The sequence below is a fragment of the Aquabacter spiritensis genome (assembly GCF_004346185.1).
GTDB lineage: Bacteria > Pseudomonadota > Alphaproteobacteria > Rhizobiales > Xanthobacteraceae > Aquabacter > Aquabacter spiritensis.
The window spans coordinates 105,240-120,417 of the sequence record NZ_SMAI01000012.1 but is presented as its reverse complement, the minus strand read 5'-3'; the positions used below and the strand labels follow the sequence as shown (position 1 = coordinate 120,417).

At 64.6% G+C, this 15,178-nt stretch carries 12 protein-coding genes; 11 read left to right on the top strand and 1 reads right to left on the bottom strand.

Features of this window, described 5'->3' with window-relative positions; translation table 11 throughout:
• Positions 1-8: 8 nt before the first annotated feature.
• From EDC64_RS17620 to EDC64_RS17585, 8 genes are all read left to right on the top strand, one after another.
• Complete coding sequence (locus EDC64_RS17620) at positions 9-1,208, top strand: aminotransferase (protein ID WP_132033781.1); 1,200 nt, start codon at positions 9-11, stop codon at positions 1,206-1,208.
• 193 nt (positions 1,209-1,401) lie between these two features.
• The gene (locus EDC64_RS17615) at positions 1,402-2,538 is read left to right on the top strand and encodes an efflux RND transporter periplasmic adaptor subunit (protein WP_165933805.1); all 1,137 of its coding nucleotides are present in this window, start codon (positions 1,402-1,404) and stop codon (positions 2,536-2,538) included.
• A gap of 4 nt (positions 2,539-2,542) precedes the next feature.
• Positions 2,543-5,662 carry an efflux RND transporter permease subunit gene (locus tag EDC64_RS17610; protein WP_132033777.1) on the top strand — a complete coding sequence of 1,040 codons (3,120 nt, stop codon included), beginning with the start codon at positions 2,543-2,545 and terminating at the stop codon, positions 5,660-5,662.
• Between the two features lie 275 nt (positions 5,663-5,937).
• Positions 5,938-6,063 carry a hemin uptake protein HemP gene (gene hemP, locus EDC64_RS17605; protein WP_132033775.1) on the top strand — a complete coding sequence of 42 codons (126 nt, stop codon included), beginning with the start codon at positions 5,938-5,940 and terminating at the stop codon, positions 6,061-6,063.
• A gap of 211 nt (positions 6,064-6,274) precedes the next feature.
• Positions 6,275-8,014 carry an ArnT family glycosyltransferase gene (locus tag EDC64_RS17600; protein ID WP_132033773.1) on the top strand — a complete coding sequence of 580 codons (1,740 nt, stop codon included), beginning with the start codon at positions 6,275-6,277 and terminating at the stop codon, positions 8,012-8,014.
• Positions 8,011-8,886, top strand: a complete 876-nt coding sequence (locus EDC64_RS17595) for a phosphatase PAP2 family protein (protein WP_132033771.1) — start codon at positions 8,011-8,013, stop codon at positions 8,884-8,886. The genes EDC64_RS17600 and EDC64_RS17595 overlap by 4 nt, the downstream gene beginning before the upstream one ends.
• Entirely contained in the window at positions 8,883-9,641 is a 759-nt protein-coding gene (locus tag EDC64_RS17590; protein WP_245504765.1) for a glycosyltransferase family 2 protein, read from the top strand. Before EDC64_RS17595 ends, EDC64_RS17590 begins: the two co-directional genes overlap by 4 nt.
• Complete coding sequence (locus tag EDC64_RS17585) at positions 9,631-9,960, top strand: lipid-A-disaccharide synthase N-terminal domain-containing protein (protein ID WP_132033769.1); 330 nt, start codon at positions 9,631-9,633, stop codon at positions 9,958-9,960. Before EDC64_RS17590 ends, EDC64_RS17585 begins: the two co-directional genes overlap by 11 nt.
• A 48-nt stretch (positions 9,961-10,008) precedes the next feature.
• Here the strand turns inward: EDC64_RS17585 and metC are convergent, their stop codons facing one another.
• Positions 10,009-11,190, bottom strand: a complete 1,182-nt coding sequence (gene metC, locus EDC64_RS17580) for a cystathionine beta-lyase (RefSeq protein ID WP_132033768.1) — start codon at positions 11,188-11,190, stop codon at positions 10,009-10,011.
• A gap of 164 nt (positions 11,191-11,354) precedes the next feature.
• Here metC and EDC64_RS17575 point away from each other — a divergent pair, with 164 nt between their 5' ends.
• The 3 genes from EDC64_RS17575 to EDC64_RS17565 all read left to right on the top strand — a co-directional run bounded on the left by EDC64_RS17575 (position 11,355) and on the right by EDC64_RS17565 (position 15,171).
• On the top strand, positions 11,355-12,374 hold the full coding sequence (locus tag EDC64_RS17575; RefSeq protein ID WP_132033767.1) for an amino acid ABC transporter substrate-binding protein: 1,020 nt from the start codon (positions 11,355-11,357) through the stop codon (positions 12,372-12,374).
• A gap of 114 nt (positions 12,375-12,488) precedes the next feature.
• Positions 12,489-13,778: an amino acid ABC transporter permease gene (locus tag EDC64_RS17570; protein WP_132033766.1), complete on the top strand. Its 1,290-nt coding sequence runs from the start codon at positions 12,489-12,491 to the stop codon at positions 13,776-13,778.
• 7 nt (positions 13,779-13,785) lie between these two features.
• Positions 13,786-15,171, top strand: a complete 1,386-nt coding sequence (locus EDC64_RS17565) for an amino acid ABC transporter permease (protein ID WP_132033765.1) — start codon at positions 13,786-13,788, stop codon at positions 15,169-15,171.
• The last annotated feature ends 7 nt before the right edge of the window (positions 15,172-15,178 follow it).

The following is a 15,178-nucleotide window of genomic DNA, read 5'->3' as shown; positions in this document are numbered from 1 at the left end:
GCGCCGTCATGCCTCTCTCCCCCTCCGTCGGGACGTCCCCGGCCCGCAGCTTCAATCCGGTCTATTCCAACCTTCCGACCACGATCTTCGAGGTCATGTCGGGATTGGCGCGGGAGCACCAGGCGGTCAATCTCGGCCAGGGCTTTCCCGACGATCCCGGTCCCGCCGATGTCCGCGCCAAGGCGGCCGAGGCCCTGATCGAGGGGTGGAACCAGTATCCCCCGATGATGGGGTTGCCGGAGCTGCGCCGCGCGGCGGCGGACCATTATCGGCGCTGGCAAGGTCTTGCGCTCGATTCCGACTGTGAAGTCATGGTCACGTCCGGTGCCACGGAGGCATTGGCCGGCGCGCTGTTCGCCCTCATCGAGCCGGGCGACGAGGTCGTGCTGTTTCAACCGCTCTACGATGCCTATCTCCCGCTCGTCCTGCGCGCCGGCGGCGTGCCGAAGCTGATCCGCCTGGAGCCGCCGGCCTGGCGCATCACCGAGGGCGCGCTCGCGGCCGTCTTCTCCGCGCGCACCAAACTGGTCCTGTTCAACAATCCGCAGAACCCGACCGGTGTGGTGCACTGCCGCGCCGAAATGGAGCTGCTCGCCGATTTCTGCCTGCGCTATGATGTAATTGCAGTTTGCGACGAGGTCTGGGAGCACATCGTGTTCGACGGCCGTCGTCATCTGCCGATGATGGCATTGCCCGGCATGCGCGAGCGCACCGTCAAGATTGGTTCCGCCGGAAAGATATTCGGCATGACCGGATGGAAGGTCGGATTGGTCTGCGCGGCGCCGCCTCTGATGCGCGTGCTGAGCAAGGCGCATCAGTTTCTCACCTTCACGACGCCGCCCAATCTCCAGACCGCCGTCGCTTATGGTCTCGGCAAAGACGAAGCCTATTTTGACGCAATGCGGTCGGACCTGCAGCGCGCCCGCGACCACCTGACTGCGGGACTGACTGCGCTGGGCCTGCCGGTGCTGCCGAGTGCCGGGACCTATTTTCTGACCGTGGACCTCGCGGCCGTCGATTCATCCTTGGACGATGAGCAATTCTGCCTGGACCTCGTCCGCGCCCACGGCGTCGCAGCCATTCCTGTCTCTGCCTTTTACGCCGAGAACGCGGTGCGCTCGGTGGTGCGCTTCTGCTTCGCAAAGAACGACGCCACCCTCGACCTCGCATTGGAGCGGCTCGGACGAGCGGTGTCCGTCTGGCGGTGAGGGGGCACCACCAAAGGGCTTGGAATCGCCGGCAAACATGACAAGATGGTAAGCCTTGCGAACGATATCGTGATCGCAATGCAAACAGGCTGCGTGTACCCTCGCGACCGAGGTCAGGCCGCGGCGGGACATCGTTGCGGGCGGCCGAGGCGGTTCGAGGAACCTAATGGCATCGGGGACGAGATCACGCGGCGTGCGGCTTCTGCTGACGCTTGCGGTGCTGGCTATGGTCGGCGCCGGAGGATGGCTCTGGCAGAGCGGTGCTTTCACCGGTAAAAGCGGCGTCGCCGCAAATGCGCAGCCGGCCGGTAACCGGGCCATTCCGGTGGTCGCGGCAACCGCCGTCCGAAAGGACGTGCCGCTGCGCGTCGACGCGCTGGGCACGGTCGAGCCGATGGTTACGGTGACGATCCGCACGCGGGTGGCGAGCCGGGTCGAGGAGGTGCGGTTCGAGGATGGTGCCGCCGTGAAGGAAGGCGACATTCTGTTCGTCCTCGATCCCCGCGAAATCGATGCGCAAATCCTCCAGGCACAGGCGACGCTCTCGCGGGACAAGACCCAGCTCGAAAAGGCGCAGCGCGATGTCGAGCGCTATGTTGGGCTTTTGGCCCGCAGCGCGGTCTCGCAAGTTCAGGTGGACGACGCGAAGACGACTGTCGACGTTCAGCGCGCGACCGTCCAGCAGAACGAGGCGAACCTTCAGGCCCTGCAAGTTCAGCGCTCCTATTATGAGATCAAGGCCCCGGTGACGGGGCGCATGGGGGTGTCCGGGGTGCGTCCGGGTGCCGTGATCCGGGTCGACGACACGCTGGCGACGATCCGGCAGATCAAGCCGATCTACATCGCCTTCGGCGTGCCGGAGCGCTATCTGACGGAGTTGCGCACCAATATGGCCCGAGCCGACGTGCGGTTCCGTCTGCAGGGCTCGGACGAGCGGGTGTCCGGCGGGCGGGTCGCGGCGCTGGACAACACGATCGATCCTCAGACCGGCACCCTCATGGTGCGGGCGCAATTCGAGAACGCCGACGAGCGGCTGTGGCCGGGAACGCTCGGGGACGTCACCGTCACGCTGCGGATGGAGCCGAACATGGTCACCGTCCCCGCCGAGGCGGTGCAGAGTGGCCAAGCCGGGACCTTCGTTTTCGTGATCGAGAACAACACCGCGAAGGTGGTGCCGGTCGGCGTCAGCCGGACCATCGACGGCGAGGCGGTGATCATATCGGGTCTCGCGGGCGGCGAGACGGTCGTCACACAGGGACAACTCGCTCTCCGCAACGGCGCAAGGGTGGACATCAAGCGCCAGACCGGGGCACCGGCCGCCGGGAGCTGACGCCATGTTCTCCGAAATGTGCATCCGCCGACCGGTGATGACCTGCTTGATGATGGTCTCACTGATCGTCGCGGGCCTTTTCGCCTACCGGCTTCTGCCGGTTGCGGCCTTGCCCCGGGTGGATTTTCCGACCATCAGCATCACCGCCACGCTTCCCGGTGCCAGCCCGGAGACCATGGCGACAGCGGTGGCGACGCCGATCGAGCGCCAGCTTTCGACCATTTCGGGGATCACCTCCCTCACATCGTCGAGCACGCAAGGGTCTAGCTCGATCACCATTCAGTTCGACCTCGCGCGCAACATCGACGACGCGGCCCTCGACGTGCAGTCCGCCTTGTCGATCGCCCAGCGTCAGCTGCCGGACGAGATGACCACGCCGCCGAGCTTCCGGAAGGTCAACCCCGCCGACGCGCCGGTGATCCTGCTCGCGGTCTCATCCGACACGCTGCCGCTTTCGGCTGTCAACGAATATGCCGACACGATCATCGGCCAGCAGATTTCGCAATTGCCCGGCGTCGCTCAGGTCCAAATCTATGGCAGCCAGAAATATGCGGTGCGCATCCGCGTCGATCCGGCGGCCGCAGGGGTTCGGAACATATCGGCCGCCGACATCCGCACCGCCATTGAGGCCGCCGCCTCCAATACCCCGATCGGCCAGTTGGCGGGGCCGCGTCAGAGCTTGACCATCGACATGGGGACGTCGAAGGCCGACGCAGAGCCGTTCCGCCGGCTGATCGTCGCCTGGCGCAACGGTGCGCCGGTGCGGCTCGACGAGATCGCCCGCATCAGTGACGGTGTCGAAAATGAACGGGTGGCGAGCTGGTTCAACGATTCGCGCGCCATCGTCCTCGCCGTGGTGCGTCAGCCGGACGCGAACACTGTAGCGGTGGTCGACGAGGTCCGGGCCCATCTCGACCAGTACCGTGCGCAGGTGCCGGGTGCGGTCAATATCGAGGTGCTGAACGACCGTTCCGTTTCGATCCGCGATGCCGTCCACGACGTGCAGAAAACGCTGCTCGAGGCGATCGTCCTCGTCGTTCTGGTGATCTTTCTCTTCCTGCGCAATGTTCGAGCGACCCTCATTCCCTCGCTCGCGCTGCCCTTGTCGATCGTCGCCACCTTCGCGGCCATGTGGGTGCTGGACTTCTCCATCAACAACATGACGCTGCTCGCTTTGACGCTGTGCGTCGGCTTTGTCGTCGACGACGCCATCGTCGTGCTGGAGAATATCTATCGCCACATCGAGAACGGCGAGCGCCCCTTCAAGGCGGCTATTCTGGGTTCGCGCGAGATCAGTTTCACCATCATCTCTATGACGCTGTCGCTGGTCGCGGTGTTCATCCCGGTGCTGTTCATGGGCGGGGTCGTGGGGCGGGTGTTCCGCGAGTTCGCCGTCACCATCTCGGTCGCGATCCTGGTGTCGGGCTTCGTCTCGCTCACCCTCACGCCCATGCTCTGCGCACGGCTTCTGAAGCCGGTGGACCATCGCAAAAGGCCCAATCTCCTGTTCCGCATGAGCGAGCGGATGTTTGACCTGTGGCTCGCCGGCTACCGGAACAGCCTCGATTTCGTTCTGCGCCGTCGCCCCTTCATGCTGGTCGTGACCTTCGCCACGATCGGGCTCTCCGTCTATCTCTATGTGGTGATCCCCAAAGGCTTCTTTCCGACCGAGGATAACGGCTTCATCACCGGAACGGTCGAGGCGGCGACCGACATTTCCTTCGATGCCATGGTCGAGCGCCAGAAAGCTGTGGCGGCGGCGGTGCGGAGTGATCCGAGCGTCGCCTATCTCGTCTACACGGCCGGGGCTACCGGGATCTCCCGCACGGCCAATTCGGGACGCTTGTTCGTCGCGCTGAAGCCACGGGCGGAGCGCGAAAAGAGCGCGTTCGAATTGATTCAGGATCTGCGCCGTCGGGTGTCGGGCATTCCCGGCGTGAAGGTGTTCTTCCAACCTGTCCAGAACATCAATGTCGGCGGCGTCGCCTCCAAGAGCCAGTATCAATACACGCTGCAAAGTTCGGATTCCGATGCGCTTTACCCTTCGGCGAGCCGGATGGAGGAACGTCTTTCCGGCTTACCCCAATTGCGCGACGTCACGTCCGATCTGCAGATCACCAATCCCCAGCTCACCATCGACCTCGACAAGGACAAAGCGGCGGCTGTCGGCATCACCGAGGACCAACTGCGCAACGCGCTCTACACCCAGTTCGGTACCCGTCAGGTGGCGACGCTCTATACCTCGACCAACCAATATGCCGTCATCGTCGAGGCACAGCCGCGTTTCCAGCAGGACGCGACCGATCTCGCCCGCGTCTATCTGCGCACGACGGGCGGTGCCGTCGTGCCGCTCGAAACGGTCGCAGAGATCCGGCGCACCGTCGGACCGCTCCAAATCGCCCACCAGCAACAGCAGCCGGCCGTCACCATCTCCTTCAACCTCGCGCCGGGGGTTTCCCTCGGCCAGGCGGTGGATGCGATTCGCGCCGCGGAGGACGAGGCGGGGCTGCCACCGAATGTCTCCACCGGGTTCCAGGGCTCGGCGCAGGTGTTTCAGAGTTCGTTGAGCAACCAGCCGCTGCTGATCCTCGCCGCAGTGGTGGTGATCTATATCGTGCTCGGCATCCTGTATGAGAGCTTCATCCACCCGATCACGATTCTCTCCGGCCTCCCCTCCGCCGGCATCGGGGCGCTGCTCACGCTGATGGCGTTCAAGATGGAGCTTTCGGTGATCGCGCTGATCGGCATCGTCATGCTGGTCGGGATCGTGAAGAAAAACGCGATCATGATGATCGACTTCGCCCTGGAGCGTCGGCGCCAGGGCGTCGATGCGCAGGAGGCGATTCGCGAGGCCTGCCTGCTGCGTTTTCGGCCAATCATGATGACGACGCTCGCCGCGATCTTCGGCGTTCTGCCGATCGCCATCGGTGCCGGTGCGGGGTCGGAGCTGCGCCAGCCTCTGGGCATTGCGGTGGTGGGCGGGCTTCTGGTGTCGCAGGTCCTCACGCTCTACATCACGCCTGTGGTCTACCTCTATCTCGACCGGCTCGATCGAGCCGTCTCCCGCGCGATCTCGGGCGAGGGGACGAAGCCGGACGTCGCGGCGCCGCACCCGGCGGAATAGCCATTGTCGTACCCACCAGCCCGGCCTTCTCCTTCTTGGCTTCTCCCTTTCGATTCTCGCCATGCGCGGATGCGGAGGCTGGCTGCGTTGATTTCCATGCGATCCTGTATTAACTAGCGGGAGATCAAGAACAGCAATTATTGAACTGTTCTAAATTCAGCGAAGACTTGTCAGATCGCTGTTTTGTGCGATTTTAATTTGGAGTCGTTCAAATGACCAAGCATGAACACAGGGGCCCAGCCTGGTCAGCGCACAGCAAGGCCCGCGTGATACCGATGGCCGAGGAAAGGCTCGACAGTCGGGATCTGTTCACGGACTCGCGCGTGATCACCATCGCCCACGGCGCCCAGACCTACCAGCTCCGGCTGACCGCACAGGACAAGCTGATCCTGACCAAGTGATAATCGTCCCGCCGGCCGGCCTCCGCCGCCGCGGGATATCGGCGTAGGCCGTTAGAGGAATAGCGGTCGGCACCGCCATTTTTCCGCCGTGCTGCCCGGCCAGTGGTGCGGACGAGCAAGGCGCGTCCGCTCGCATCGGGAATGGCACCTTTCCGGTCCGGACGTTTCTGCTATTGTCCCGCGCCCAAAACGACCGGATCCAAACCTTCGCATGGCGATTTCCGAGCCTGCCATCAGCGGACGCACGGCGGCGCGCCCGTCCGCGTCGTTCTTCTTCGCGCGCGGACTTGATGCCGCATCGGCGACGCATGTACGGGCGAGCCTGTTTCTCGTCCTGATCGCGCTGGTCGCCTTCCTTCCCGGCATTTTCACGCTCTCGCCGATCGATCGTGACGAGGCCCGCTTCTCCCAGGCCACCAAGCAGATGCTGGAGAGCGGGAATTTCGTCGACATCCGCTACAAGGAACAGGCACGGCATAAAAAGCCGGTCGGCATCTATTGGTTGCAGGCGGCGAGCGTGGCGGCCGCCGAGGCGGTGGTGGGACCCTCCGCCCGCACGACCATCTTTTTCTACCGCATCCCCTCTCTGCTCGCGGCCGTCGGCGCGGTGCTCCTGACCTATTGGACCGCGCTGCCCTTCGTTGCGCGACGCGGTGCGCTTCTCGCCGGGCTGATGATGGCGAGCTGCGTCCTGCTCGGTGTCGAGGCGCGGCTCGCCAAAACCGATGCGGTGCTGCTTTTCACCATTCTCGCCTCGCTCGGCGCGCTCGCGCGGGCCTATATGTCACGCCCAATGCCGGTGCGCGGGGATCTCGGGCTCGCGGCGATTTTCTGGACGGGCCTCGCCGCCGGCATCCTCGTCAAGGGACCGCTCGCGCCGATCTTCGTCGGTCTGCCATTCCTCGTCCTGGCGTTGCTGGACCGTTCGGCGGCTTTCATGCGCGTGCTGATGCCGTTGCCCGGCCTCGCTTGGTGCGCGCTGTTGTGTCTGCCCTGGTTTGTCGCGATCTATTACGTCACCGACGGCGCCTTCTACGAGCATGCGGTGGGTGTCGATATGCTCGGCAAGGTGGCCGAGGGGGCCGAGGGACATTGGGGGCCGCCGGGCACCTATCTTCTCGCGATCTGGGGCACGTTCTGGCCCGCCGTCGTGCTGGTGGCGATGGCGGTGCCGTTCGCATGGCGCAATCGCCGGGAGCCGGCGGTGCGCTTTCTCCTGGCGTCGATCGTGCCTTGCTGGCTGGTGTTCGAGATCGCCGTCACCAAGCTCCCGCATTACGTTCTGCCGCTTTATCCCGCCCTCGCCATCCTGACCGCTCTGGCACTCGAGCGGGGCGCTTTGGATGCCGTGGGCCGACGTCTGCGCGATCTGAGGGGGCTATGGCCGATTCTCGGCTGCATTTTGGCAGGGGTTATGACGGCGGGCTTCGTCTGGTTCGGCGGCTCCTGGGGCTATGCTGTGGCCGCGGCGCCGCTCTTGGCTGGGGCTCTGGTGTGCCTGTTTCTCGCGGCGCGGCGCGTGCCGACCGCGGGCACCGAAGCGGGATTTCTCCTCGCCGCGGTCGGAGCGCTGCTGCTCTATGCCGGCGTCTATCAGTTCCTGCTGCCGCAGATGCGCGCGGTGTGGATTTCCGAGCGCCTCGCCGCGATCGCCGCCGAGGCCGGCTGCCCGGCGGGCAATATTGCGACGGTGCCGTATCAGGAGCCGAGCCTCGCCTTTTTGATCGGCACCGACCTGCGGTTCACCAATCCGGTCGCGGCGGCCGACCTGCTGAAGCAAGGCGGGTGTACGATGGCGTTTCTCGGCGCCAACATGGTGCCACTGTTCGAGCAGCGGGCGCGGGAGATCGGCCTGCGCTATAAGGCGACATCGAGCATTGCCGGCTTCACCTATAATGGCGGGCGCAATGTCGTGATCACCGTGTTCCGGCCCCAGGAGGCCACCCCGTGACGAACAGCGCCGCACAGGTCCGGGACAGCGCGCTGGCCGCCATTGTCGGCCTGCGTGAAGCCTGGCTCTATCTGCTGCGTCGGCCGGTCCGGGGTCCGCGGCCGCGGATCGGTACGGCCGGTATCGTGGAATTGGCGGCGCTCACGATTCTGATCGCGGGCCTCACCGCCGCCTCCATGATCTTGGTCGACCCTTTGGTCTCCGGTCTGCGCCTGCGGCTTTCCCAAGGGGTGGTGCATCTGTTCGAGCGCATCACCGAGCTCGGACTGGGGAGTGTTGTGCTGTGGCCGATCGGTCTCGGCCTCCTCGCAATTCTCGGCGTGATGCCCCGTCTGGCCGGTCTAGGCCGGCGAATCGGTGCATCGGTGGTGGCCCGGCTTGGATTTCTGTTCGTTTCGATCGCCGGGGCAGGATTGCTGGTCCTGGTGATGAAATATGCGTTGGGCCGGGCGCGGCCTTACGCGGCGCTTCATTTGTCGGGTCCGAATGCCCAGCTCACGTTCGACTGGCTGGCGCTGCAATCGAGCTATGCGAGCTTTCCGTCGGGCCACAGCGCGATCGTGTTCTCGACCGCCGTCGCCTTCGCAGCCTTGTTTCCCCGGGCGCGGACCCCGCTGATTGCGATCGCGGTTCTGGTCGCCTCCTCCCGCGTCATTCTCGGATCGCATTATCCGAGCGACGTTCTCGCCGGCGGCGCGATTGCGGCCGCCTTTACGCTGCTCATGGTGAAGCTGTTCGCCGCCCGCCGCCTGGTCTTTTGCGTGGCGGGCGACGGCGCGATCCGTCCGAAGCCCGGTCCGGCGGCGCGCCATCTCGCGCGCCTCGTCCCGCCGTCCGCCCCGCAGACCGCCTTCGAAGAGGCTCGATCTTGACCTTCGCTTCCCTCGACGCGCCGCAAAAGGTGCGTCTCTCGGTCGTCATCGCGGTGCGGGACGAGGCCGAGAATATCGCGCCCCTCATCGAGGAAATCGACGCCGCCCTCCGGCCCGAGGCCTATGAGCTCATCTTCGTGGATGACGGCTCGGCTGACGGGACAGCGGATGCGCTGCTCCGAGCGGCGGCGAGCCGACCTTATATGCGGATCCTCACCCACGGCAGGGCCTGCGGAAAGTCGGCGGCGGTGGCCACCGGCGCCTGGGCGGCCCACGGCGAGATTCTCCTGCTGCTGGACGGGGACGGGCAGAACAATCCGGCCTATTTGCCCCAGATGGTGGCGGCCCTCGACGCGGTCGGCGAGCGCGCAGGAATGGTGCAAGGCGAGCGGCAGGGGCGCAAGGATACCGCCTTCAAGCGCTTTCAGTCCCGCCTCGCCAATACGGTGCGGGGGCTGATGCTGCGGGACGGCACCCGCGACACCGGATGCGGGCTCAAAGTGGTGCGGCGCGACATCTATCTGCGCCTGCCGCATTTCGATGCGCTGCACCGGTTCACGCCGGCCCTGGTGGGACGCGAGGGTTTCGAGGTTCTGACATTCCCCGTCGTCGACCGGGCACGCTGGCACGGTCTGTCGAAATACGGATTCTGGAACCGGCTCTGGGTCGGCATCGTCGACATGCTCGGCGTGTGGTGGCTGACCCGCCGACGCAATATTCCCGAGGTGGTCAAGGTCTATCCGGATGCTCATTGATCTCGCCGATATCGTCGGCGGATATCTCCACGACGTCTTCGTCACCCAGCTCGACTGGTGGGTGCTGCTCGGCTTCGTCGCGCAGATTCTGTTCACCATGCGTTTCGTGGTGCAGTGGGTCGCCAGCGAGCGGGCGGGCCGCAGCGTCATCCCCTTCGCCTTCTGGACGTTCTCACTCGGCGGCGGCACGCTCCTGCTGATCTACGCGCTGTACCGCCGCGACCCGGTTTTCATCGCCGGTCAAGCGCTTTCAACCTTCATCTATATCCGCAATCTGCAATTCGCTCTGCGTGAGCGGCGTGCGCAGAAAGGTCTCTGACCCCGCGCGTCGGGGCCGGAGAGAGGAGGGGCCGGCGAGGCCCCTCCGTCAGCGTGCGGCGTCCAACTTGGCGAAGGCCTGGGCGAGATCCGCGATCAGGTCCGCGGGCTCTTCCAGACCGATATGGAGCCGGATGGCCGGGCCTTCGGCCCGCCACTGCGTCGCCGTGCGATAGTCCGAGCAGTCGAACGGGATGGCGAGGCTCTCGAAGCCGCCCCAGGAATAGCCCATTCCGAACAGGACGAGGGCATCGAAGAACGCCGCGACGGCAGGCTCTGGTGCCGGCTTCAGGATCACCCCGAACAGACCGGAAGCGCCGGCGAAGTCCCGGCTCCAGATTGCGTGCCCGGCATCGCTTTCGAGCGCGGGATGCAGCAGCCGCGCCACCTGGGGCTGCTCGGCGAGCCAGCGCGCCACGGCGAGGCCGGAGCGCCAATGCCGTTCCAGGCGCACCACCAATGTCCGCAGGCCCCGCGAACCGAGGGCGGCGTCTTCCGGGCTCACGCAGATGCCGAGATCGCCGTGCGTCGTCTGCACCTTGCGCCACGCCTCGCCGGAGGCGGAGATCGTGCCGAGATTGAGATCGGCATGGCCCGACAGATATTTCGTTCCCGCCGAGATGGAGATGTCGATGCCATGTGCCAGCGGGCGGAAATAGATCGGCGTCGCCCAAGTGTTGTCCATCAAGGTCGTGATGCCGTGCGCCCGCGCGATTCGGGCGATTGCGGGGACATCCTGCATTTCGAACGATTGCGAGCCGGGGGATTCGAGGAAGACGGCACGGGTGTTCGGCTTGATCAGACCGTCGATGCCGGCTCCGATCAGCGGATCGTAATAGGTCACCTCGACGCCCAGGCGCGTCAGGATGGTGTCGCAGAAACGGCGCGTGGGGCGATAGGCGGTATCCACGACGAGCAGATGATCGCCCGAGCCGACGACGGCGAGGAGGGCGGTGGTGATCGCAGACAGGCCGGACGGGGTCAGAACGGTCCCTTCGGCGCCCTCAAGGGCGTTCAGTGCGGTCTCCAAGGCCTCCGTCGTCGGGTTGCCGCGACGGCCGTATGTGTAGCGCGCCTTGTGCCTCACGAGATCGTCATAGGAGGGATAGAGGACCGTCGAACCGCGAACGACAGGGGGGTTGACGAAGCCGTCGAAGCGCACCGGATCACGGCCGAGCCGCACCACTTCGGTTGCAGGTGCGAAAATTGCTTCGGGGGAGGGGGATTTCATCTTGGCTCCGGTAACGATAGTTGGAGACCCAAACGTCAGGCAAGGTATTGACCGCCCGACGGCAACGGACTGAGATACATCCATACGACGTCCCGGGCGACGGCGTCGATCCCGCAGCGGGAGACGCCGCGAATTCGTCCGGACTGGTCTGGGAGCGAGAAACGATGGTTCATTCCTTCAAGCGCATCCTGCTTGCGGCTGGAGTCCTAGCGCTCGGCGTCGGCGCTGCGGGAGCCGCCACACTCGACGACGTGAAGGCACGCGGCGCGCTCAATTGCGGCGTGTCGCAAGGCCTTCCTGGCTTTTCCAACCCCGACGACAAGGGCAATTGGACAGGCCTCGACGTTGACTTCTGCCGCGCGATCGCCGCGGCGATTTTTAACGATGCGAGCAAGGTGAAGTATTCACCTCTTTCGGCGAAGGACCGATTCACCGCACTTCAATCCGGCGCGATCGACGTTCTGTCGCGCAACACAACCTGGACGATGTCGCGCGACACCACCCTCGGATTCAACTTCGTCGGTGTGATGTATTATGATGGTCAGGGCTTCATGGTGCGCAAGTCGCTCAATCTGAAGTCTGTCAACGAGTTGAACGGCGCGTCGATTTGCGTGCAGACGGGCACCACCAACGAGCTGAATGTCGGCGACTATTTCCGCACCAACAACCTCAAATACGAACTCATCGCATTCGCGACGATCGACGAGACGATCAAGGCGTATGATTCAGGCCGGTGCGATGCCTTCACCTCGGACCAGTCGCAGCTGTACGCCGTGCGCCTCAAACTCACCAATGCCAGCGACCATGTGGTCCTGCCCGAGGTGATCTCCAAGGAGCCGCTCGGCCCGGTCGTACGCCACGGCGACGACCAGTGGTTCGACCTCGTGAAATGGAGCTATTTCGCGCTGGTGGACGCCGAGGAATTGGGCGTCAATTCCAAAAATGTCGACCAGATGGTCAGTTCGCCCAACCCGGAGATCAAGCGCCTGCTCGGCAGCGACGGCAAGTTCGGCGAAGCGATCGGCCTTCCGGTCGACTGGGTCGCGCGGATGGTCAAGCAGGTCGGAAATTACGGCGAAATCTTCGACCGCAATCTCGGCCCCAACACCCCGCTCGCCATCGACCGCGGCCTCAACAAGCTGTGGAACAAAGGCGGCCTCCAATACGGCATGCCCGTCCGCTGAGGCTTCGAAGCCCGGCGCTCCAAGGCGCCGGGCTTTCCATTTCTAAGGGCCGCTTGGGCCCCGCGCATCGCCGCATCATCAGGGGCCGCAGAGCTCCGTTCTCCGAGGGGCTAAATGACAGACGCTCGCTGGTCGGAGCCCGCTCCGACGCGCCGCTGGTCGTGGACCGACCCGGCGTTGCGGTCCGCCGTGATCCAGATCGCGCTCGCGATCGCCTTGATCTGGATGGCATGGTCTTTCTTTGCAAATGCCCAGGCGAACCTCGCCCGACAGGGCATCGCCTCCGGCTTCGGCTTCCTCGACAATTCCGCCGGATTCGGCATCACCCAGACGCTCATTCCCTATTCGGAATCCATGAGCTATGGCCGCGCCTTCCTCGTCGGCCTCCTCAATACGCTGCTGGTGGCAGCCCTCGGCATCGTCCTTGCCACCATCATCGGCTTTCTGGTCGGGGTCGCGCGACTGTCCAAAAACGTCGTGATCAAGGCGCTCGCCTCCGCTTATGTCGAGGTGACGCGCAACCTGCCGCCCTTGTTCCAGATCCTGTTCTGGTACCTCGCCGTGCTCTCCACGATGCCGAGCCCACGCCAGAGCTGGAGCTTCGGCCTGCAGCCGATGTTCAATGCCTTCGCGGGCTGGGCGTCGGGAATCGGGCTAACGCCCCTGTCCGACATGCTGGCCGCCCTGGCGGGGGATGTCTCCGCCCCAGGCGTGTTCATCAACAATCGCGGGCTGGTCGTTCCGCGACCGGTGTTCGAGGCCGATTTTTCCATCATTTTCTGGATCTTCGTGGCCGGCATCGCGGCGGCTTTCCTGCTGGCCCGCTGGGCGCGGCGCCGGCAGGAGCGCACCGGCCAGCAGTTTCCGTCCTTCTGGGCCGGTCTCGCTCTTGTTGCGGTGCCGCCCACCATCGCCGGGTTCCTGCTCGGCTGGCCGCTTTCCTTTGAAACGCCCGTGCTGCGCGGCTTTAACTTCGTCGGCGGCATTCGGGTGATTCCGGAATTCGTGGCGCTGCTCGTGGCGCTGGCGATCTATACCGCCGGCTTCATCGCGGAGATTGTCCGCGCCGGTATTCTCGCCGTGTCCAAGGGCCAGACCGAGGCCGCCTATTCGCTGGGCCTACGGTCCGGGCCGACGCTGCGTCTGGTTGTCATTCCGCAGGCGATGCGCGTCATTGTCCCGCCTTTGACCAGCCAATATCTCAACCTTACTAAGAATTCGACGCTCGGCGTGGCGGTCGGATACCCGGATTTGTTCGCGATCTTTGCCGGAACCACGCTGAATCAGACCGGCCAAGCGATCGAGATCATCGCTCTGACAATGGCGGTTTACCTCGTCATCTCGATCCTCACCTCTGCGTTGATGGGCTGGTACAACAAGCGCGTCGCGCTGGTGGAACGGTGAGGCCGTCATGACGACTGCGCAAAACCCCGTGTCCTATGTGGCGCCGACGGATCTTCTTAAACCGGAGCCGGCACCCGTCTCGGATCGCGGTGCCTACGGCTGGGCGCGCGCGCATCTGTTCGGCTCGGTGGGGCAGGTGCTGCTCACCTTGTTCGGAATCCTCGTTGTCCTCGCCGTGGTCCCGCCCATGGTGCGGTTCTTCATCACCGATGCCGTGTTCATTGGAACCAATAGGGAGGCGTGTCTGCCGGAGACGGTCGGGCGTCCCGTGGGGGCCTGTTGGCCCTTCATCGCAGCGAAATGGAACCAGATTCTGTACGGCTTCTATCCTGCCGATGAGCGCTGGCGGGTGAACGTGGTGTATGGGCTCGGCGTGGTCCTGCTGATTCCGCTGCTGATTCCGCGTGCGCCTTACAAGCGCACCAATGCGCTGGCGTTTTTCGGGATCTATCCGCTCATCTCCTTCGTGCTGCTGACCGGCGGCGATCTCGACATGCGCAGCTTCGTGCTCGGATGGATCGGGCTCGACTTCGGCGTCACCGCCTCGGCCAATGGCCTGAGGCTCACCTTCTGGCTTCAATTCCTCGTCGTCACACTGCTTGCGATGGCGTCCGGCATGGCGTTGGCGCCGGTATTTGGGGGCGAACGTCGCGCTGTCGCGCTGGGCATCCTGAAGGCCTTCGCGGTCGTCGGCATCGTGATGCTGGCGATGGATTTCGATTTCGGCCTGCCGCAGGTCGAGACCCGCCAATGGGGGGGGCTGCTGGTCACGCTGGTGATCGCCGTGACCGGCATCGTCGCCTCGCTTCCGCTTGGCATCCTCCTCGCCCTCGGTCGCCGCTCCGAACTGCCGCTGGTGAAATATTCCTCGATCATCTTCATCGAGTTCTGGCGCGGCGTTCCGCTCATCACCGTGCTGTTCTTCGCCACTTACATGCTGCCTTTGTTTCTCCCCGGCCGCTTCACCATCGACGGCCTCCTTCGGGCGCTGGTCGGCGTCGCCCTGTTCGCATCGGCTTATATGGCCGAGGTGGTTCGCGGCGGGCTGCAGGCGATTCCGAAGGGCCAGTACGAGGGTGCGATGGCAGTCGGCCTGCGGTCTGGCCTAATGATGCGGCTTGTGATCCTGCCGCAGGCGCTGAAGCTGGTGATCCCGGGCATCGTCAATAATTTCATCGGCCTCTTCAAGGACACGACATTGGTCCTGATCGTGTCGATCTTCGATCTGCTCGGCATTCTGCGGGCCTCCTTCACGGACCCCGCCTGGGCGACGCCCACCACGTTGTTCACCGGCTTCGGCTTCGCAGGCCTCGTCTATTTCGTGTTCTGCTACGGCATGTCCCGCTACTCGATGGCGCTGGAGCGGCGCCTCGATCGAAACCAACGCCATTGAGGACCCG